Origin of the sequence: Actinokineospora sp. (assembly GCF_052390155.1) — a bacterium.
Lineage (GTDB): Bacteria > Actinomycetota > Actinomycetes > Mycobacteriales > Pseudonocardiaceae > Actinokineospora.
Map to the genome: position 1 here is coordinate 12,673 of NZ_JBQTHF010000051.1, position 20,033 is coordinate 32,705.

21 protein-coding genes are annotated in these 20,033 nt (G+C 71.4%); 17 read left to right on the plus strand and 4 right to left on the minus strand.

Features of this window, described 5'->3' with window-relative positions; genetic code table 11:
- Window positions 1-28: 28 nt before the first annotated feature.
- Window positions 29-1,564, minus strand: a complete 1,536-nt coding sequence (locus ACT4N7_RS17440) for a Na+/H+ antiporter (RefSeq protein WP_444829805.1) — start codon at window positions 1,562-1,564, stop codon at window positions 29-31.
- A 70-nt stretch (window positions 1,565-1,634) separates the two neighbouring features.
- Here ACT4N7_RS17440 and ACT4N7_RS17445 point away from each other — a divergent pair, with 70 nt between their 5' ends.
- Entirely contained in the window at window positions 1,635-1,895 is a 261-nt protein-coding gene (locus ACT4N7_RS17445) for a UBP-type zinc finger domain-containing protein (RefSeq protein ID WP_444829806.1), read from the plus strand.
- On the opposite strand, the gene ACT4N7_RS17450 is transcribed toward ACT4N7_RS17445, so the two are convergent.
- Entirely contained in the window at window positions 1,892-3,016 is a 1,125-nt protein-coding gene (locus ACT4N7_RS17450) for a glycerophosphodiester phosphodiesterase (protein WP_444829807.1), read from the minus strand. The genes ACT4N7_RS17445 and ACT4N7_RS17450 overlap by 4 nt on opposite strands.
- A 180-nt stretch (window positions 3,017-3,196) precedes the next feature.
- On the opposite strand from ACT4N7_RS17450, the gene ACT4N7_RS17455 reads away from it, so the two are divergent.
- The 11 genes from ACT4N7_RS17455 (at window position 3,197) to ACT4N7_RS17505 (ending at window position 13,672) form a co-directional block, all read left to right on the plus strand.
- Entirely contained in the window at window positions 3,197-5,254 is a 2,058-nt protein-coding gene (locus tag ACT4N7_RS17455) for a TRAP transporter permease (protein WP_444829808.1), read from the plus strand.
- Window positions 5,247-6,233: a TAXI family TRAP transporter solute-binding subunit gene (locus ACT4N7_RS17460; protein ID WP_444829809.1), complete on the plus strand. Its 987-nt coding sequence runs from the start codon at window positions 5,247-5,249 to the stop codon at window positions 6,231-6,233. The genes ACT4N7_RS17455 and ACT4N7_RS17460 overlap by 8 nt, the downstream gene beginning before the upstream one ends.
- A 78-nt stretch (window positions 6,234-6,311) precedes the next feature.
- On the plus strand, window positions 6,312-7,580 hold the full coding sequence (gene purD, locus ACT4N7_RS17465; RefSeq protein WP_444829810.1) for a phosphoribosylamine--glycine ligase: 1,269 nt from the start codon (window positions 6,312-6,314) through the stop codon (window positions 7,578-7,580).
- Between the two features lie 110 nt (window positions 7,581-7,690).
- Complete coding sequence (locus tag ACT4N7_RS17470; RefSeq protein ID WP_444829811.1) at window positions 7,691-8,098, plus strand: hypothetical protein; 408 nt, start codon at window positions 7,691-7,693, stop codon at window positions 8,096-8,098.
- 287 nt (window positions 8,099-8,385) lie between these two features.
- Entirely contained in the window at window positions 8,386-8,739 is a 354-nt protein-coding gene (locus ACT4N7_RS17475) for a DUF3558 family protein (RefSeq protein WP_444829911.1), read from the plus strand.
- A gap of 8 nt (window positions 8,740-8,747) precedes the next feature.
- Window positions 8,748-9,428 carry a DUF3558 domain-containing protein gene (locus ACT4N7_RS17480; protein WP_444829812.1) on the plus strand — a complete coding sequence of 227 codons (681 nt, stop codon included), beginning with the start codon at window positions 8,748-8,750 and terminating at the stop codon, window positions 9,426-9,428.
- 9 nt (window positions 9,429-9,437) lie between these two features.
- Window positions 9,438-10,667, plus strand: a complete 1,230-nt coding sequence (locus ACT4N7_RS17485; RefSeq protein ID WP_444829813.1) for a hypothetical protein — start codon at window positions 9,438-9,440, stop codon at window positions 10,665-10,667.
- An 8-nt stretch (window positions 10,668-10,675) separates the two neighbouring features.
- Window positions 10,676-11,440, plus strand: coding sequence for an ESX secretion-associated protein EspG (locus tag ACT4N7_RS17490; protein ID WP_444829814.1), 765 nt, complete (start codon window positions 10,676-10,678; stop codon window positions 11,438-11,440).
- 19 nt (window positions 11,441-11,459) lie between these two features.
- Window positions 11,460-12,608 (plus strand): pyridoxal phosphate-dependent aminotransferase, encoded by a 1,149-nt coding sequence (locus ACT4N7_RS17495; RefSeq protein ID WP_444829815.1) that lies wholly within the window; start codon window positions 11,460-11,462, stop codon window positions 12,606-12,608.
- 64 nt (window positions 12,609-12,672) lie between these two features.
- Window positions 12,673-12,843 carry a hypothetical protein gene (locus ACT4N7_RS17500; protein ID WP_444829816.1) on the plus strand — a complete coding sequence of 57 codons (171 nt, stop codon included), beginning with the start codon at window positions 12,673-12,675 and terminating at the stop codon, window positions 12,841-12,843.
- 40 nt (window positions 12,844-12,883) lie between these two features.
- Window positions 12,884-13,672 carry a potassium channel family protein gene (locus tag ACT4N7_RS17505; RefSeq protein WP_444829817.1) on the plus strand — a complete coding sequence of 263 codons (789 nt, stop codon included), beginning with the start codon at window positions 12,884-12,886 and terminating at the stop codon, window positions 13,670-13,672.
- On the opposite strand, the gene ACT4N7_RS17510 is transcribed toward ACT4N7_RS17505, so the two are convergent.
- Window positions 13,626-14,675 carry a threonine aldolase family protein gene (locus tag ACT4N7_RS17510; protein ID WP_444829818.1) on the minus strand — a complete coding sequence of 350 codons (1,050 nt, stop codon included), beginning with the start codon at window positions 14,673-14,675 and terminating at the stop codon, window positions 13,626-13,628. The two genes, ACT4N7_RS17505 and ACT4N7_RS17510, sit on opposite strands and share 47 nt — an antisense overlap.
- A 145-nt stretch (window positions 14,676-14,820) precedes the next feature.
- Here ACT4N7_RS17510 and ACT4N7_RS17515 point away from each other — a divergent pair, with 145 nt between their 5' ends.
- From ACT4N7_RS17515 to purB, 4 genes are all read left to right on the plus strand, one after another.
- Window positions 14,821-15,339 (plus strand): SigE family RNA polymerase sigma factor, encoded by a 519-nt coding sequence (locus ACT4N7_RS17515; protein WP_444829819.1) that lies wholly within the window; start codon window positions 14,821-14,823, stop codon window positions 15,337-15,339.
- A 533-nt stretch (window positions 15,340-15,872) separates the two neighbouring features.
- A complete protein-coding gene (locus ACT4N7_RS17520) occupies window positions 15,873-16,148 on the plus strand; it encodes a hypothetical protein (RefSeq protein WP_444829820.1) in 276 nt (91 codons plus the stop codon).
- Between the two features lie 26 nt (window positions 16,149-16,174).
- Window positions 16,175-16,756, plus strand: a complete 582-nt coding sequence (locus tag ACT4N7_RS17525) for a TetR/AcrR family transcriptional regulator (RefSeq protein ID WP_444829821.1) — start codon at window positions 16,175-16,177, stop codon at window positions 16,754-16,756.
- Between the two features lie 27 nt (window positions 16,757-16,783).
- Window positions 16,784-18,223, plus strand: coding sequence for an adenylosuccinate lyase (gene purB / locus ACT4N7_RS17530; protein WP_444829822.1), 1,440 nt, complete (start codon window positions 16,784-16,786; stop codon window positions 18,221-18,223).
- 7 nt (window positions 18,224-18,230) lie between these two features.
- On the opposite strand, the gene ACT4N7_RS17535 is transcribed toward purB, so the two are convergent.
- The gene (locus ACT4N7_RS17535) at window positions 18,231-19,037 is read right to left on the minus strand and encodes an SAM hydrolase/SAM-dependent halogenase family protein (RefSeq protein WP_444829823.1); all 807 of its coding nucleotides are present in this window, start codon (window positions 19,035-19,037) and stop codon (window positions 18,231-18,233) included.
- Between the two features lie 76 nt (window positions 19,038-19,113).
- Here ACT4N7_RS17535 and ACT4N7_RS17540 point away from each other — a divergent pair, with 76 nt between their 5' ends.
- Window positions 19,114-19,998 (plus strand): phosphoribosylaminoimidazolesuccinocarboxamide synthase, encoded by an 885-nt coding sequence (locus tag ACT4N7_RS17540; RefSeq protein WP_444829824.1) that lies wholly within the window; start codon window positions 19,114-19,116, stop codon window positions 19,996-19,998.
- Window positions 19,999-20,033 lie beyond the last annotated feature (35 nt).

Here is a 20,033-nt window from a genome sequence, read left to right on the forward strand (position 1 = left end):
AGTTTGGGTGGGGCCGGCCAGTCGGGGACTACTCGCGGGATAGGGCGGCTTCCTCCAAGTCCAACTCCCGCTGCACCCGCCGCAGAATTTCGTCGTCTATGTCGCCCGCGTCCCGGGCGGCGACGAAGACGGCGCGCTCGGCTTCCAGCATCTGTCGGCGCAGCCGTCGGAAGGCGGCGGCCGGGCTCTCCTGTTCCTGCCGCCCCAACCGTTCCCACGCGGCGTTTCCGCGGTGTTCGGCGATGGCGCGCAGCCGGTCGGCGAGGTGGTCGGGGATCTCGCCCTCGCCCAGGATTTCCTCCAGGCGCTCGATCGCGGCGCGGGCGGCGGTGTTCTGGACCTGCGCCTCGGCGAGCGCGCGGTCGTGGCCGTCGTTCGCGCGGACGCCCAGTTTGCGGATCAGCGCGGGCAGCGTCAGCCCTTGCAGCAGCAGCGTCCCTACGGTCACCACGAAAGTCAGCAGCACCACCACGTCCCGCCCTGGCATGTCCAGCGGGATCGCCGCCGCCGCGGCCAGCGACACCACCCCGCGCATCCCGGCCCACGAGATCACCGTGACCACCTGCCACCCCGGCCGGGACTCCCGCTTCCTGATGCGCGGCGACAGCCACCGCGGTATGTGCGCGGCCGGGAACACCCACACGAACCGGCTCAGGATCACCGCGGCCAACACCACGGCCGACGCGCCGAGCAGCTCCCAGTCGGGTTGGGCGTCGGATACCACTGTGCGCAGTTGCAGGCCGATCAGCGCGAACACCAGCGCCTCCAGCAGCACGTCGACCGACCGCCACACCGCGAACTCCTGCAGCCGCGTCGAGAACCCGGCGGCGGGCGCGTTGTGCCCGAGGTACAGCCCGGCGACCACCACCGCCAGCACGCCGGACACGTGCACCTCCTCCGCGAGCAGGTACGCGCCGAACGGCACCAGCAGGCCCAGCGCGCTCTCCAGCACCCCGTCGCCAAGGCGGAGCCGGATCGCGTGCACGACCACGGCCAGCACCAACCCCACCGCCACGCCGCCGACCGACGACACCACCAGCGTCAGCACGCTCTCCCCCCAGGAGAACGCCGCCGCCCCGGCCACCGCGACCTTGAACGCCGTCAGTGCCGTCGCGTCGTTGCCGAGGCTCTCCCCGGTCAGCAGGGTCATCGCCCGCCGCGGGAGGCCGAGTTTGCGCCCGATCGCCACCGCCGCCACCGCGTCCGGCGGCGCCACCACCGCGCCGAGCACCAGGGCCGACGCCAACGGCAGTTCCGGGATCACCAGGTGCGCCACGACGCCGACGACAGCCGTGGTGAACAGCACCAGCCCGACCGCGAGCAGCCCGATCGGCCGCAGGTTCGCCTTGATGTCCAGATACGAGCTGTCCAGCGCGGCCGAGTACAGCAGCGGCGCCAGGACGAGCACGAGCACCAGTTCCGGGTCGAGCCGGAACTCGGGCATTCCCGGAATGAAGGACGCCGCCAGCCCCACCGCCACCAACAGCAGCGGCGCGGGCCAATCGAGCCGCTTGGCGAACGCGGTGACCGCCAGCGACCCCGCGAGCAGGAGGAGAAGTTCCACGCACGCCTCCTTCGTCGTTGTGCGTAAGGATTGCCCATCCGGGCTCACCAGGCACGCGAAGGAGACGGCGATGACCTGCGAACACGCGAACGCACTGCCCGGCGAGGTCGCCCCGGACGCCGAGGACCACTGCCCCGACTGCCGCGCCGCGGGCGAGCAGCACTGGGTCCACCTGCGCCAGTGCCTCACCTGCGGGCACGTTGCCTGCTGCGACTCCAGCCCCAGAAAGCACGCCACCGCCCACCACGAGGCGACCGGACATCCGGTCATGCGCTCGTACGAACCCGGTGAGCGGTGGCGCTGGTGCTATGTGGACTCGCGGATCGTCTAGCGCCGCGGGAAGGTCTCCGCGCGCGAGGCGACAGCGATGTCCGGGTTGTCGGTGAACACACCGTCGACGCCCGCCGCCCAGAACGCGGACAGTTCGCCGAAGAGGTTGCCGTAGTCCGACGGCACGGCCGACGAGCGCAGGTTCGCGGGCAGGAAGTTGTTCTCCACCCGGAAGGTGTACGGGTGCACCTTCAGCCCGGCGGCGTGGGCGTTGCCCACCAGCGCGGTCGGCGCGGCGAGGTTGCCCGCCGCGTCGCGCGGGATGACCTGGTCCTTGGCCGGGCCGACGCCATGGGCGTAGGTCGCCACCTCGCGCAGGCCCGCCGGGGTCAGCAGGTCGGCGTACGTACGCGGGTCGCCCGCCGCGACGAAGTCGTAGGGGGCGCCGGTGGCCGAGGTGAGCTGGATCAGCGGCACGCGCAGTGTGCGGCTCAGTGACTTCAGATTGCCCACCTCGAAGGACTGCACGAACACCTTGGCGTTGCGCCGGTTCAGGCCGTTGCGGTTGAGCGCGTCGACCAGCTTGGGCTCCAGTTCCAGGCCGAGCGCGCGGAAGTACGTCGGGTGCTTGGTCTCCGGGTAGATGCCGATCTCCCGGTCCAGCTCGCGCGAGAGCCGCTTGCTCAGGTCGATGATCTCCTGCAGCGTCGGCACCTGGTAGCGGCCGTCGTAGACGGTGTTCTGCTGGCGCAGCGCGGGAATCCGCTCGACGGCGCGCAGCGTCTTGAGCTCGGCCAGCGTGAAGTCCTCGGTCCACCAGCCGGTGACCTGGACGCCGTCCAGGTTCTTGGTCACCCTGCGGGTGGCGAACTCCGGGTGGGCCGCCACGTCGGTGGTGGTGCCGATCTCCGGCTCGTGCCGGGCGACCAGCACACCGTCCTTAGTGGACACCAGGTCGGGTTCCACGTAGTCGGCGCCGAGCCGCGCGGCCAGCTCGTACGAGGCGAGGGTGTGCTCGGGCCGGTAGCCCGACGCGCCGCGGTGGCCGAGCACGAGCGGCCCGGCCGAGCGGCCGCGGCGGTCCTGGTCGCTGTCCGGGGTCGCGCTCGCGGTGCTCAGCGTGGCGACGCCGAGCAGGGCGAGCGCGCACACGGCAACGCCCGCCAGCCGGGTTCGGAGCATGGGTGACCTCCTTGGTGTGGTGACCGGGCAACCCTGGTCGCGCACCGCGTCGCCAGGACCACCGGAGGGCGAAGGGCGCCCTACGCACTGGTGAACGTCGGTCACAGCGTTGCCCCTTCTGTGTGATGCCTACCACCGGTAGCGTGCGGTCGGGTATCCACGCACCACCGAGGAGGATGGTTGGCCCGCACCGTCGACCCGCCCGCCGAGCCGGTTCAGCGCGTCGATCCGGCGGACGTCGTCGGCGCGCACGACGAGGAGCGCCCCGCCCGCAGGCTGACCGGCCGCTGGGAACTGCTGGTCTGGGCCGCGGCGGTCGGCATCGCGCTGCTGGTGCTCAAGCAGGTCTTCTGGCCCTTCGCCACCGGCAACCAGTACTACCTGGTGATCTTCCTCGGGCTCACCCTGCCGCTGGTCTTCCTCACCTACCGCCCGACAGTCAAGCGACGCGACCCGGACAACCCCGGCGTGCTCGACTGGGTACTGGCAGGCGCCGCGCTGCTGGTCGGCCTCTACCCGGTACTTCCCTTCGGCGGCAACGGTTTCGCGGGCGGCTACGACGCCTTCCTCGACCGGCCGACACTGTCCACACCGGACGTCATCGCGGGCGCCCTGCTGCTCGTGCTGGTCCTGGAGGCCACCCGCCGCACCACCGGCCTGATGCTGCCGATCGTCTGCCTGGCCTTTCTCGCGTTCGCCTACTACGGCGGTTTCCTCCCGCAGAACTGGGACCTCGCGCACGCGGGCATCGACTTCACCCAGATCCTCAACGCGCTCTACAACGAACAGAGCGGGTTCTACGGCGTGCCGCTCGACGTCGCCGCGACCTACATCGTGCTGTTCACCATCTACGGCGCCGTGCTCAACGCGTCCGGCGCGGGCACGTTCTTCGTCGACTTCAGCTTCGCGCTGTTCCGCCGCTCGCGCACCGCCGCCGGGCGCACCGCGGCCATGTCGGGCTTCCTGCTCGGCACCGTGTCCGGCTCGGGCACCGCGACCACGGTCACCCTCGGCTCGATCACCTGGCCCGTGCTGCGCAAGGCGGGCTACCCCAAGGAGAACGCGGGCGGCCTGCTTGCCGCGTCCGGCATCGGTGCGATCCTCTCGCCGCCCACGCTGGGCGCGGCGGCGTTCATCATCGCCGAGTACCTGCAGACCTCGTACCTGACCGTGCTGGTCTGGGCGATCGTGCCGACGCTGCTCTACTACCTGGGCATCGTGTTCGCCGTCGAGGCCGACGCCCGCCGGTTCGGCGCCAAGCCGGTGCACGTGCCCACCCCGGGCGTCTGGCCGCTGCTCAAGCGCGGCGGCTACCACTTCGCGTCGCTCGCGATCATCGTCGTATTCCTGGCGCTGGACATCCCGCCGTTCACCGCCGTCGTCTACGCCACCGGGGTCGCGGCGCTGTTCGCGCTCACCGCCCGCGCGCTCCAGTCGGGCGGCGTCACCGGCGCGGTGCTGCGCACCTGGGTGCGCGACCTGGCCGACGCCCTCGCCGAGGGCATCCGCGGCGCGCTGCCGGTGATCGCCGTGTGCGCGGCCGCCGGGATCATCACCTCGACCATCACCAAGACCGGTCTCGGCCTCGAACTCGCCGCCGCGCTCGTCGACGCGGCGCGGGCGCTGGCCTCCGACCCGGCGATCGTGCTCGCGCTGACCGTGGTGTTCGCCGCCGTCGCGGTGAGCGTGCTGGGCCTGGCCGTGCCGGTGACCGCGTCGTTCATCATCTCGTGGGTCGTGCTCGGTCCGGCGCTGATCAACCTGGGGGTGGCGCCCGAGGAGACCGCGATGTTCATCTTCTACTACGCGGTGCTCTCCGAGGTCACACCGCCGACCGCGCTCGCCGCCGTCGCCGCGGCCGCGATCACCGGCGGCTCGGTCATCGGGACCATGTGGCAGACCTGGAAGTACACGCTGCCCGCGTTCCTGGTGCCGATCGCCTTCGTGCTCACCCACAACGGCGCGGCGCTGCTGTTGCAGCGCCCGCTCGGCGTCGTGCTCTGGGTGACCGCGGCGTCGGCCGCGGGTGTCGCCGCGCTCGCGGTGGTCACCGGGGGCTGGCTGTTCGGCCCGGCCCGCTGGCCCGAGCGCGCGCTGTGCGTGCCCGCCGCGCTCTTGCTGCTCTACCTGGAGCCGCTGTCGGTCGGCATCGGCATCGGCTTCCTGGCGCTCGCGGTTGTCGTGCACCTGGTCACCCGCAGCAAATCCACCCCCATCGAGGAGAACGTCCATGCGTAACCGAGTTGTGCTCACCGCGCTGGCGGTAGCCCTGGTCGCCGCGGGCTGCGGCGGCAAGCGCACCGACACCGGCAGCGGCGGCGCCACCGACGGGCCGGTCGCCTGCGAGGCCACCGAGGGCCGTATCACCATCGCCACCGGCAACACCGGCGGCGTCTACTACGCCCTCGGCGGCGGCCTCGCCCAGCTCATCAGCAACAACACCAAACTCAAGGCCACCGCGGCGGAAACCGGCGCGTCGGTGCAGAACATCCAGCAACTCGTCGCGGGCGACTACGACGTCGCGTTCTCCCTCGCCGACTCCGCGGCCGACGCCGTCGGCGGCAAGGGCAGCTTCGAGGGCAAGCCGGCGCAGATCCGCGCCCTCGCCCGGATCTACCCGAACTCCACCCAGGTCGTCGTCCGCACCGGCAGCGGCATCAAGTCCGTCGCCGACATGCGCGGCAAGAAGATCTCCACCGGCTCGCCCAAATCGGGCACCGAGGTCATCGCCAACCGGCTGATCAAGGCCGCGGGCCTGAACCCGGACAGCGACGTCCAGGCCCAGCGGCTCGCCCTGCGGCCCACGGTCGACGGCATGAAGGCGGGCCAGATCGACGGCCTGGTCTGGTCCGGCGGCCTGCCCACGCCCGAGTTGACCGACCTGTTCACCTCGCTCAAGGGCCAGGTCGAGTTCATCGACATCACCCCGTTGCTCGGCGAACTGCGGAAGGTGAACCCGGTCTACGCCACCGGCACCATCCCGGCGGCCACCTATAACCTGCCCGCCGACGTCCCGACGATCGTCGTGCCCAACGTCCTGCTGGTCCGCGCGGACTTCCCGGCAGGCAACGCGTGCGCGCTCACCAAGCTGATCCTGGACAAGAAGGCCGACCTGGTCACCGTCCACCCGGCGGCCAAGGGCATCGACCCGGCCACCGCCGCCGACACCGACCCCGTCCCGCTGCACCCCGGCGCCAAGCAGGCACTGGGAGGCTGACCACCACCATTCGGCAGACACGAGTGGTCACGACCAAGGATTCGTGACCACCGGTCGCAACCACTAGGCTCGGCACTCGTGCGTGTCCTGGTAGTCGGGTCTGGCGCCCGCGAACATGCCCTCGTCCTCGCGTTGTCGAAGGACCACGAGGTGACCGCGCTGGCGTGCGCCCCCGGCAACGCGGGCACCGCCGCGCTCTCGGAGACCTACGGCGTCGACGGCGCCGATCCGGCCGCGGTCACCGAACTGGCCCGCCGCTGGCAGGCCGACCTGGTGGTCGTCGGCCCCGAGGGCCCGCTCGTCCTCGGTGTCGCCGACGCCGTGCGCGCCGCGGGCATCGCCTGCTTCGGCCCGAGCCGCGCGGCCGCCCGGATCGAGGGCTCCAAGGCGTTCGCCAAGGATGTGATGACGGCCGCGGGCGTGCCGACCGCGCACAGCGAGATCGTCGACAACCCGGCCCGGCTCGACGCCGCCCTCGGCCGCTTCGGCCCCACCTGGGTCGTCAAGGACGACGGCCTCGCCGCGGGCAAGGGTGTCGTGGTCACCACCGACCTCGTCATCGCCCGCGCCCACGCCATGACCCTGCTCGACGGGGGCCACCCGGTGCTGCTGGAGTCGTTCCTCGACGGCCCCGAGGTATCCCTGTTCTGCGTGGTCGACGCGGTCGGCACGGTCGTCCCGCTGCTGCCAGCCCAGGACTTCAAACGCGTCGGCGACAACGACGCCGGGCCCAACACCGGCGGCATGGGCGCCTACGCGCCGCTCCCGTGGGCGCCGGACGGCCTGGTCGCGGACGTCGTCGCGCGCATCGTCCAACCGGTCGTCGACGAGCTGATCCGCCGCGGGTCGCCGTTCTCCGGCCTGCTGTACGCGGGCCTCGCGATCACCGCGGCAGGCCCCGAGGTCATCGAGTTCAACTGCCGCTTCGGCGACCCGGAGACCCAGTCGGTGCTGGCACTGCTGCGCAGCCCGCTGTCCGCCCTGCTGGCCGCCGCCGCCCAGGACACCCTCGCCGACCACCCGCCGCTGGACTGGGCCGACGGCTCGGCCGTCACCGTCGTCATCGCCGCCGAGGGCTACCCCGGCCGCCCCCGCACCGGCGACCTGATCACGGGCGCCGAGGCCGAGGGCGTCCTGCACGCGGGCACCCGCCGCCGCGACGACGGCGCCGTGGTGTCCGCGGGCGGGCGGGTCCTGGCCGTGGTCGGCATCGGCGACGACCTGGAATCCGCCCGCGCGGACGCCTACTGCCGGGTCGCCGCCGTCCACCTCGCGGGCTCCCACCACCGCACCGACATCGCCCTGCGCGCCCTCCGCGGCGAGATCGGCATCCCGGTCGGGCGATAACGGGAACCGAACGCCGAGTTTCTGCGTCAAAGCTCAGGTGGGCCTCACCACGCCGTTGGTAGCCTGCGAACCGAGACGACACCGTCACGATGCGTACGGGGGTGCGTGACATGAACATCGGCGCTTCGATCGGAGCGGTCGCCGGGGCCGCACTGGATGCCGCGAATGCCGTGATGAAGAACGTCCCGTCCGCGGGGGGCGGCCACTTCGTCGTCAACCACGACAACATCCTGGCCGCCGCCAAAATCATCCAAAACCAGGTCGACGCCCTCAGCGAGCGACTCGAAGAGGCCCGTTACGAATTGCGGATTGTCGGTCCGGGCGACGATGTCGTGAGTGAGAAGGTCGCCCAAGCCTGGAACGACCGACTTGTCAATGACGACGACTCATACAGCTTTCGGGTGGATGAGTATGTGCAGAGTCTGCGCAACCTCGTGATCCAGTTGATCGACAGCGCCAAGAACTACGGGTACAACGAGGACGAGATCGCCACCGCGCTCGGGGGATCGAGTGCGTAGTCGGATCGCCCTGTCCGCTGCGGTCATCCTGATGATCACTGGCTCCGCCGCGTGCACCAGCACCGAAGCAGGCGCGCCGATAGTGCCGACCTCTTCGGTCGGCACTGGGCCGTCGCCATTCGCCACAAGTTCGAGCCCGTCCAGCGGAAGTTCGCCCACGGTGGCGATTCCGGCGCGGCCCGTAGAGCTGAAGCTCGATGCCGTCGAGCCGTGCGCGCTGTTCACCGCTGCTCAACAGGCACAGTTGAAGGTCAACCGGACCCGCGCCAGGACCAACGGCACGGAAAATCTATCGCGGTGCGAAGGAATGCGTGCTGAATGTCTCCGCCCAGGAGCCGTTCTACGACTATTCGGCGACGTTGGTGACCACCGAGGGCATCGAGCTCTGGTTGTCCGGGAAGCGCAACGTGGATGCCGAACTCGCCTCCGTCGGCGGGTTCGCCGCCGCGAGGTACTACCTCAAAGGCGGCGGCGGGCCCACCAGTTTCGAGTGCATCACCGCCGTGGATGTCGCCAAGGGACAGCAACTGCAGGTCAGGGTGGCATTGACCAGCCGGGGCGCGTTCACTCAGGATCAGATTTGTCAGATGAGCGAGCAGGCCGCGGGCCTGGCATTGACCACATTGCAGACGCTCGGGTGAGGGCTGACATGCAGGAGACCGGCTCGGCGTCGCGCTCGGGGGCGAGACTGTTGACTAGTCGGGTCGTTCTGCTGTTGGTGTCGGTCGCGCTGGTGATCGGCGCTGCTGCTTGCACCAGTACCGAACCCGGTATGGCGACAACGCCTGTCCTGGACGAGCCGACCATCAGCGAGTCGCCGCCCCCCTCGTCCAGCAGCGGCTTGCCTGGCGTGACGATTCCGCCGCGACCTGAGGAACTGAAACTCGACTCGGTCGAGCCTTGCGCCCTGGTGACCGCCGCGCAACGAACCCAGTTGACAGTCAACAGGGCTCGCTCACTCATCACAGGCGGCGAGACCTATCGGGGCATGAAGCGGTGCGCGCTCGAAGTGTCGGCGCGTGAGCCGTTCTACACCTACTCGGTACTCTTGGTGACGACAGAGGGAATCGGACCTTGGTTGACCGAGAAGCGCAACGTCGATGTCCAGCTTGTGACGGTTGGCGGGTTCGCTGCGGCGCAGTACTACCTCAAGGGCGGCGGCGGACCCAACAGCTCGGAATGCACCACTTCTGTGGATGTCGCCAACGGCCAGCAGTTGATGGTCACGATGCTGTTGACCAGCCGGGGCGCGTTCACTCAGGATCAGATTTGTCAGATGAGCGAGCAGGCCGCGGGCCTGGCATTGACCACGTTGCAGACGCTCGGGTGAGGGGCTGACATGGCAGGGGACAACGGGCTAGGCGACCTCCGCTTCGAGGGCTACAGCCACGGGGCGCTCGCCGACGAGTTGGACATGCTGCGGCAGGGGCCGGGCTCGGAGAGCCTGTTCAAGGCCGTCCGTGCGCTCATGCAGATCGCGGACGGGCTGGCCGACACGGACCGGACCCTGCGCGAGGAGCTGGCCAAGATCGGTGTGGAGTGGGAAGGCGCGGCGTCCGCGGGCGGGACCGAGGCCACCAGGAACTCCGGCATCTACGCCGAAGAGGCGGTGCCGAACGTGGCCCACTCGGCGGGCGGGGTGAGTGAGCAGGGCGACCAGTTCTCCCATACCCGCAACGGTGCCCCCGGGGGCGACGAGCTGCGCGGGCCGAGCAAGCTCAACGGGTTCGACCGGTTCGCGGGCGCGCTCGGCCACACCACCGACAACGCCAAGCAGGTGCAGGCGACCAACGCGGCCCACCAACAGGCGGTCGCGGCGATGAACGGCTACAGCCAGGGCAGTCAGGCCGCGCTCGGCAACTACCAGTCGCTGCCGGTGCCGCCGGGGTTGGATCTGGTGGCGACTCCGGTGCAGGTGCGCGGGACGACGGGGGCGCAGGGCTTCGGCAGCGACCCCGGGTCGTTCACCCCGGGCGGGTCGGCGGCGGCGCCGGGCGCTCCTGGGTCGGCGGGGCAGGGTGGCGGCCACGGTTCCGCGGGATTGCCTGGCATCCCGGGCGGCGGCAACCCCGGGCTCCCGGGTCGGTCGATGGGCGTCGGGCCGGTCGGGCCGAACTTCGGCGGGCTGCCGGGCGGTGGTCCCGGGTTCCCCGGCGGCCTCCGCCCAGGGTTTCCCGGCCCGCTCATGGGTGACATCGCCGCGGTCGCGGGGATGGCGGGGGCCGGTGGCGCGGGTGCCGCGGCAGGTGCGTCGGCGCGGAAGGATCGGGTGGTCCGCGGGGGCGGCGCTGGTGTGGCCGGCGACGGTCCAGATGGTCGGCCCGCGCGGTCGACCAGCGCGATCGCCAACGTGCCCGAGGAGGAGGCGCGCGCGGCGCGCAACGCGGAGCGGCTCGGGGCGAAGGCGGGCAGGCCCGCGTCGTCGCTGATGCAGCCCGCGGCGGGGGCCGGGGCGCCAGGCGAGGACGACGAGGAGCACGTGCGCAAGTACGGCATCGACTCCGACGACGTTTTCGGCGACGACCGGCTCGTGGTGTCGCCGGTGCTCGGCAAAGACGACGACGACTGAGGGTCCACTTGTCCAACAGCGTGGTGCTCTCGACGCTGGAGTTCGACGTGCTCTGGGCGGCCGAGCGGCTGCCCCGGCGGCACGTCGCGCTCGACGTCGCCAGTCCGGGGCGGACGCACACCGAGCGGGCCGAACTGGTGGCCGCGGCGTTCGGCACGCTCGAAGAGCGCGGCCTCGCCGAGGGCACCCGGGCCGTGCCCGAGCTGGCCGACCGGCTGAGCCTGCTCGCGCACCCGCGGCTCAGCATCGATAGCTGGGTGTGGACCGACCACGAGATCGCGGCCCTGGCCGTGGTGTCCGGCGACGAGGGGATGCTCGCCGTTGTCGACGGCGACGAGGTGTGGCTCATCCCGGCCCGCGCGACGGCCATCGCGGAGGCCGCGGTGTCGATCGCGGGCGACGTGCAGGCGGGCACGGGCCGCTCGGTGAGCCTGCCGACCGACGTGCTCGTCGCGGCAGACGCCGGGTCGGGTGGCGAGCCGCACGCGATGGTCACCACATTGCGCGAGAGCGGCGTCGTGCTCCGCGACGCCCAGGCGCTGGCCGCGATGTTCACCGGGATGGGCAGCCGCGGCCAGCTCGGCGTCGAGCGCACCCAGCGTGACCAGCGCCGCAAGCGCGCCGACCGGGTCGTCGCGTTCCACGACACCGCTGCGGGCCGCTACCTCTACCTGGCCCGCCCCAGCAATGACGGCCGGATGTGGAGCACGGTCACCCCGGCCGACAACGCCCGGTTGGCGGCCTGCGTGTGGGAACTGCTCGACGAGGTGTGATCGGCCATAGGCTGCGGTCATGCATGCCCGTCTACTCAAGGTCGCCGCCCGCTCGGCAGTGCCGCCGTTCCACGTGATGGACGTGCTGGTCGCGGCCAACGCCCGGCAGCGGGCGCACGGCGACGTGATCTCGTTTGCCGCGGGCGAGCCGTCAACGGGCGCGCCGCGGGCCGTGCGGTTCGCGGCGGCGGAGGCGTTGGGCACGAGCCCCCTGGGCTACACCGAGCAGTTGGGCGTTCCCGTGCTGCGGGAGGCCATCGCCGGGCACTACGGGCGGCGGTACGCCCTCGACGTGTCGGCGCACGACGTCGTGGTGACCACGGGGTCCTCAGGCGGGTTCCTGCTGGCCTTCCTGTCCGCGTTCGACGTCGGTGACCGGGTCGCGCTGACCCGCCCTGGCTACCCGGCCTACCGCAACATCCTCACCGCGCTGGGCTGCGAGGTCGTCGAGCTGCCGTGCTTCCAGCCGACCGTGGCCATGTTGGACGACGCGGGCCCGCTCGACGGGCTGATCCTGGCGAGCCCGGCGAACCCGACCGGCACCGTGCTCGACCCGGCCGAGTTGGCGGCCATCGCGGGCTGGTGCGCCGAGCGCGGGGTGCAACTGGTCAGCGACGAGATCTACCACGGCATCTCCTACGGCGCCGAGACCAGCTCGGCGTGGCAGTACTCGCGCGAGGCCGTGGTGGTGAACTCGTTCTCCAAGTACTTCGGGATGACCGGCTGGCGGCTGGGCTGGCTGCTCGTGCCGCAGCGGCTGCACCGCGCTGTCGACTGCCTGACCGGCAACTTCACCATCTGTCCGCCCGCGATCTCGCAGCTCGCCGGGGTGGCCGCGTTCGACGAGGAGACCTACGCCGAGCAGGACGGCCACCTGGTCCGCTACGCCGCCAACCGCGCGCTCGTGCTCGACGGGCTGCGTGAGCTCGGCATCGACCGGATCGCCCCGGCTGACGGCGCCTTCTACGCCTACGCCGACGTGTCCCACCTGACCCACGACTCGATGAGCTTCTGCCAGCGGCTGCTCGCCGAGACCGGGGTGGCCATCGTGCCGGGCATCGACTTCGACCCGGAGCACGGGAACCGGTTCGTCCGGCTCTCCTTCGCGGGCGCGACCGAGGACGTCGCCGAGGGCATGCGCAGGCTCGGTGCCTGGCTGCGGCCCTGACGGGAACCAACGGTCCGGGCCGGCCGTTCAGTCATCGAGACCAAGCAGCGGGGAGGCGGCGGTCATGGTTCTGAAGATCATCGGCGCGGTGATCGTGATCTGGCTGGCGTTCAGCCTGATCGGATTCATCTTCAAGGCGGTCGGCACCTTGCTCATCGTGGCCGCCGTGGCGACCCTCGGTGTGGTGGCCTATGGCGCGATCAAGGGCAAGGCGGGCCACAAGCAGATCCGGTAGCCACTGGTCAGACTGCCCGCCCGCGGGTGAGGATGGCGGCGTGTCCGACATTCCCACGCCCGGCGAACGCAAAGTCGACCCGCTCGAACCCAGGCTGACCGCCTGGGAGGCGCGCACCGACCTTCCCCTGACCGCGCTCGCCGTCGTCTTTCTCGTCGCCTACGCCTGGCAGGTTCTCGATACCGGTGCGAGCCCGACCACCCGCTACGTCCTTGAGGTCGGCCTGTGGGTGGTCTGGGCCGTGTTCGTCGTGGACTACGTGGCCCGCTTGGCGCTGGCCAGGGACCGGCTGCGGTTCGTCCGCAGGCACCTGTTCGACCTGATCGTCATCGCGCTGCCGATGGTGCGCCAGCTCCGCGCGCTGCGGCTGATCACCGTGTTCAAGGTGCTCAACCGGCGCATCGGCAGCGGGATGCGCGGCCGCATCGGCGTCTACGTCGGCGGTACGACCCTGCTGGTCGGGCTCAGCGCGGCGCTGGCGGTGCTCGACGCCGAGCGGTCGGACCCGGACGCCACCATCACCACCTTCGGCGACGCCCTCTGGTGGACGCTGACCACGATCTCCACCGTCGGCTACGGCGACCGCTACCCGATCACTGTGGAGGGCAGGCTGGTCGCCGCGACGCTGATGGTCGGCGGGATCGCCCTGCTCGGTGTGGTGACCGGTGTGATCGCCTCTTGGTTCGTGGAGAAGATCGCAGGCGCGGAACACTCGATCGAGGAGACCACCCGCACCGAGGTGCGGGCGATGCGCGCGGAGTTGGCCGAACTGCGGGCCGACCTCAGGCGCGAACCGGCCGAACAGCCGCGGAACTCGGTGCCGCACTGATCCTGCGCACGACCTCGCCGATGTCGGCGGCCGACACATCCCGGTGCGTCACGAACCGGACCCCACCGGGGATGGCCACGGCGAGCACGCCGACGCGTTCGAGCGTGGACAGCGCCACGGTCACGTCGGGCACCGCGGCGAGCACGATGTTGGTCTGCGGCCGGGAGACCTCCCACCCGAGTTCGGCGAGTCCCTCGGCCAGCGCGACTGCGTTGGCGTGGTCGGCGGCGAGGTCGGGGATGCGGTCGAGCGCGATGAGCCCCGCCGCGGCCAGCACACCGCCCTGCCGCACGCCGCCGCCGAGCATCTTGCGGACCCGCCGCGCCTCGGTGACGAACGTCTTCGAGCCCGCGATCAGCGAGCCGACCGGGGCGCCGAGGCCCTTGCTCAGGCACACCTGCACGGTGTCGACGCCGACGGTCAGCGCGGCGGGCGGCACGTCCAGCGCGATGGCCGCGTTCCACAGCCGGGCGCCGTCGAGGTGCACGCGCAGCCCGGCATCCCGAGCGGTGGCCACGAGCTTGGCGTGCTCGTCGGGCGGGGTGACGACGCCGCCCGCAAAGTTGTGCGTGTTCTCCAGGCACAGCAGCCGGGTGCGCAGGGCGTAGTAGGGCGCGGTGCCCGCGGCCTGGGCGCGGATGTCGTCCAGCGCGATCCGGCCGGGTCCGCCGGACCACTCCAGCGGGTGCGGCATGCCGCCCGCGAGCCAGGCGGCGCTGCCCAGTTCGGCCTCCAGCACATGCGAGGAGCGCGCGGCGAGGAACCGGTCCCCGCGTTGCAAGTGGATCATCAGCGCGATCAGGTTGCCCATCGTCCCGCTGGGCACCCAGAGTGCCGCGTCGACCCCGAGCAGGTCCGCTGCCCGCTCTTCGAGTCTGCGCATGGTGGGGTCGTGGTCGAGCACGTCGTCGCCGACCTCGGCGGCGGCCATGGCCACCCGCATGGTCTCGTCTGGCTGGGTCACGGTGTCTGAGCGGAGGTCGATCCGGCGCACTGGGGTCACGATCCGATCACACCACAGCAGGCAATATCACTACACGCGAGGTCGGTCGGCGGGGGTGGCGTGCGTCTCATCGGGGTCTCGTGCAACCGTTGAGCGGGGTACGTCCGTCCCCTGATCGCAGAGATGACGAGCGGAGAGCGTCCGCGTGGACCAACGCGAGGAGCAGGAGTTCGCGGAGTACTTCGCCGCCCGGCGAGATGCCGTGCGGAGAACCGCGTACATGCTCTGCGGCGACTGGCATCGGGCGGACGATCTCACGCAGACCGCGTTCGTCGCACTGCACCGGAGCTGGCGCAAGATCCGGGACCGCGGGGCCCTGGACGCCTATGTCCGGCGCAGTGTGGTGCGGGCGCTGATCGACGAGACCCGGCGTCCCTGGCGGCGCGAGCGCCACGTCGAGCAGTTGCCCGAAGTGGCGACCGGCGACGGGGAGATCGGCGACGCGGTGGCCACGCGGTCGGCGTTGCTCGACGGTCTGTCGCGGGTGCCGCCGCGTCAGCGGGCGGTGCTCGTGCTGAGGTTCCTGGAGGGCTTGGACGTCGCGGGCACCGCCGAGGCGCTCAAGTGTTCGGAGGGAACCGTGAAGAGCCAGACGGCTCGCGGGCTCACCGCCCTGCGGGACGTGCTGGGCGACGCGTTGGACGACCTGAGGTCAACGCCGTGAGATCGGCCGTGCGGATCGGGAGGTGGATGTAGATGGATGAGCGAAGGATTTCGGAGTTGTTCCAGGAGGCGGTCCGCGACGTCCCCCCGCCCTCCTTCGACCGGGGCGATGTGACCGCCGAGTCGGCCAGATTGACCCGAAAGAGGAACGGCGTCCTGGCTGGATCGGCGCTAGGATTCACGTTACTGGCAGGCGCGGTTCTCGCGGGCGTGCTGGTGCGAGGTGGCACGGATGGCGGCGTAGATAACGGTTCGGCCGCACCAGCGAATGCATCGGCTGCGGATGGTAACGAAACGCTTGCTCCATACGAGGTAGCTTCTGACGGACCCGGCGCCCGATCCGAGCAATCGGCGGCGGCGGACTCCAGTTTCCCGTCGGCGACGCCCAAGCAGGGGGGCCCGCCGAGTGGGAATGCCGGCTATGAAGCTGGCAGCACCCCTGGTGGGTGCGGAACGGCGGACCGGGGGCTCGCTGCTGCCCTCGCGGGCGAGCTCCCGGCCGCCACTTCCCCTGGCACGCCTGAGGCGTCCCCCTTGACCTGCCCGTCCGGGACGAACGCGGTCGCGTTCACCGTGCAGAACGGTCCCCGCAAGGGCTTCCTGTCGATCATGGTGGCGCCCGCGGACGCGAAGTTCATCCTGCAGCCGCCGTGGGCGGACCGGCCTTCTGGCACGGTCGGTGCGGTCGTGAAGGCCCCGTCGGGCAAGTCGGTCATCGTGGTTGTCGAGCCTGTGCTGGGTTCCGCCGCGCCGCCGCTGGACGCGGGCGAGGTGCGGCGCATGGCGGAGGCGCTGGCGCCAGGGTTCTGAGCACGACCTGGCACCATCGTCGCACCATGACCACCGCCAGTACGCCCAAAGGTGAGCGCCGCAAGCAGGCCCTCGTGTCGGCGGCCGCCGACCTGCTCATCGAGGGCGGCTTCGACGCCGTGCGCCATCGTGCCGTCGCCGAGCGCGCGGGCCTGCCGCTGGCCTCCACCACGTACTACTTCGAGTCGCTCGACAAGCTGATCATGGCCGCGCTGGAGTTCCACGGACGGTCCGAGCTGGCCCGCGGCCGTGCCGTGCTGGACGAGTTGGCCGCCCGATCGCGCGGGCCGGAGGCGCTGGTGGAGCTGGTGCTCGACCAGTTGCTCGGCCCGGTGCGCGACAACGACTTCGACGCGGTGCTGCTGCGCTACGAGCGGCTGGTGGCCACCGGCCGCAGGCCGTACCTGCGGGCACTGATGCTCGACCTGGGTAGTGAGCTGCGCACGCTGCTGCTGGAGACCTTCGCCCGGTCGGGCGCCCCGATCGACGCCGTGCGGCTGGAGCAGCTCATCGCGCTGGTCGACGGCGCCGTGGTCAACGCGCTCATCGAGGTCGACCCCGACCCGCGCGCCGCCGCCCGCCGCATGCTGCGCGACGTGCTGGACTGACCGGGCGGGCCGGTAAGCTGGTCCGACGTGACCGCCGCGCGCAAGCCCCGCATCCCCAATGTCCTCGCAGGCCGCTATGCCTCGGCCGAGCTGGCCCTGTTGTGGTCGCCAGAGGAGAAGGTGCGGATGGAGCGCGAGCTGTGGCTCGCCGTGCTCACCGCGCAGGCGAACCTGGGGGTCGAGGTGCCGGCCGGTGCCGTCGAGGACTATCGCCGGGTGCTGGCCGACGTCGACCTCGCGAGCATCGCCGAGCGCGAACGGGTCTCCCGGCACGACGTGAAGGCGCGCATCGAGGAGTTCAACGCGCTGGCGGGCCACGAGCACGTGCACAAGGGGATGACCTCCCGCGACCTCACCGAGAACGTCGAGCAGGTGCAGGTGCGCCGCTCGCTGGAGTTGGTGCGGGCGCGCACGGCGGCGGTGCTGGCGCGGTTGGCGCGACTGGCCGCCGAGCACGCCGACCTGGTCGTCACCGGTCGCTCGCACAACGTCGCCGCGCAGGCCACGACGTTGGGCAAGCGCTTCGCCAGTGCGGCAGACGAGCTGTTGGTCGCCTGCACCCGGCTCGACGAGTTGATCTCCCGGTACCCGCTGCGCGGCGTCAAGGGGCCGGTCGGCACCGCGCAGGACATGCTCGACCTGCTCGGCGGCGACCCGGCCAAGCTGGACGAGCTGGAGCGCACGGTGGCCGAGCACCTGGGCTTCGCGTCGGTGCTGACCAGCGTCGGCCAGGTCTATCCGCGTTCGCTGGACTACGACGTGGTGTCCGCGCTGGTGCAGCTCGCCGCCGCGCCGTCGAGTCTGGCCAAGACGATCCGGCTGATGGCGGGCCACGAGCTGGTCACCGAGGGGTTCAAGCCCGGCCAGGTCGGCTCGTCGGCAATGCCGCACAAGATGAACACGCGCTCGTGCGAGCGGGTCAACGGCCTCGCGGTGGTGCTGCGCGGCTACGCGTCGATGGTCGGCGAGCTGGCGGGCGACCAGTGGAACGAGGGCGACGTGTCCTGTTCGGTGGTCCGCAGGGTCGCCCTGCCGGACGCCTTCTTCGCCGTCGACGGCCTTCTGGAGACCTTCCTGACCGTGCTGGACGAGTTCGGCGCGTACCCGGCGGTGGTGGCCCGCGAACTCGACCGCTACCTGCCGTTCCTGGCCACCACGAAGGTGCTCATGGCCGCCGTCCAGGCGGGCGTCGGCCGCGAGACCGCGCACGAGGCGATCAAGGAACACGCTGTCGCGGTGGCCCTGGCCATGCGCGAGCAGGGCATCGAGCGCAACGACCTGCTCGACCGCCTCGCCGCCGACGACCGCCTCCCGCTCGACCGCGCCCGGCTCGACGCCCTGCTCGCCGACCGGCTGCCGTTCACCGGCGTCGCGGGCGCGCAGGTGGCGGCGGTGGTCAAGCGCGTGCAGGACGTGTTGGCGCGGTTCCCGGACGCCGCGGGTTACGTCCCGGCGGCCATCCTCTAGTGGGCCACTAGCCGACAGCCACCTGGAGGACGGCCGAGTCGCCCGACCGCGCGGTCAGCACGCGCTCGGCCGAGCCGCTGTTCACCGCGATGGCCACGTGCCCGGCCGAGTCCACCAGCACGACGGACGCCCCGGCGGGCACGTCCGCGAACGTCCGCCCGAGCACCGCATCGACCGAGCCTTCGCCGACCTGAGCGTGCACCCGAGTGCCGAGCGTGGCACCGGTTGCGGCGAGGTCGGCGGCGGTCGCGGCGAGTTGCAGGTTGCCGAAGATGTCCGTGCCGAGCACCTCGGTGGTCAGCCTGCCTGCCGTCGCGACTGTCGTCGGCGCGGGTAGCCGGGACAGGGTTGTCGGGTCGACGGCTGGGCCGAGCGCGGCCGGGGCCACGCCCGCGGCCAGGTGGGCGGCGGCGGGGGCGAAAATGTCGCGGCCGTGGAAGGTCGCGGACACAGGTTCGAGCCGGTACTCGGTCAGTTCGTGCGCCCCGGTGATGCCGCCCAACGCCTCGGCGGCGGGCACGAGCAGGCCGTTGTCCGGGCCCACCAGGACACCGTTGTCGGTGACGACCGCGATCGGCCTGCGCGCCGTGCCGACACCCGGGTCCACCACGGCCAGGTGCACCGCCCTCGGCAGGGACGGCACGGTCTGCGCGAGGACGACCGCGCCGCGGCGGATGTCCTGCGCGGGCACGGCGTGCGTCACGTGCAGCACCCGCGCGGCGGGTGCGATCCGGGCGATGACGCCCTCGCAGGCCGCGGTGAACCCGCCGTCGAGGCCGTAATCGGTGGTGAACGAGATCCAGTCGTAGCCCATTCGGGGAGTCTCGCAGCCACCCGTTGCACCCGGTGCAAGCGTGGTGCCAATCGGGGAGTCCGTAGGCTGCCCGACCGTGGCCACGCTCGCTGACTACCCCAAGATCGCCGCGGGCAAGGTCCGCGAACTGCACGCGATCGACGACGAGCACCTCCTGCTCGTCGCGTCCGACCGGATCTCCGCCTACGACTTCGTGCTCGACACGCCGATCCCGGACAAGGGCCGCGTGCTGACCGCGATGAGTGTGTTCTGGTTCGAACTGCTGGCCGACCTGGTGCCCAACCACCTGGTGTCGGCCGACGACAACCGCATACCGGCTGAGGTCCGCGGCCGCGCGTTGGTCGTGCGGCGGCTGTCGATGCTGCCGGTGGAGGCCGTCGCGCGCGGATATCTGGCCGGGTCGGGCACCGCCGACTACCAGCGCACGGGCGCGGTGTGCGGCATCGCGCTGCCGGAAGGGCTGGTCGAGGGCTCGCGGCTGCCCGAGCCGATCTTCACCCCCGCCACCAAGGCCGCGCTCGGCGAGCACGACGAGAACGTCGACTTCGCCGCCGTGGCCGCCGAGATCGGGCCTGACCTGGCCGAACGCGTCCGCGACCGGACCCTCGCCCTCTACACCCGGGCCGCCGCGCACGCGCACGAGCGCGGGGTGATCCTGGCCGACACCAAGGTCGAGTTCGGCACCCTCGCCGACGGCACCGTGGTCCTCGGCGACGAGGTGCTCACCCCGGACTCGTCGCGCTACTGGCCCGCCGAGACCTACGCGCCCGGCCGCGCCCAGGCGTCGTTCGACAAGCAGTACGTGCGCGATTGGCTCACCTCGCCCGCGTCCGGCTGGGACCGCGCGGCCGACACGCCGCCGCCCCCGCTGCCCGAGGATGTCGTCGCGGCCACCCGCGCGCGGTACGTGCAGGCATACGAGCAGGTCACCGGTCGGAAATTCGCCGACTGGATCGGCTGACGCTCCGCGCACGACACCTGGGCGCCACCCGGTCG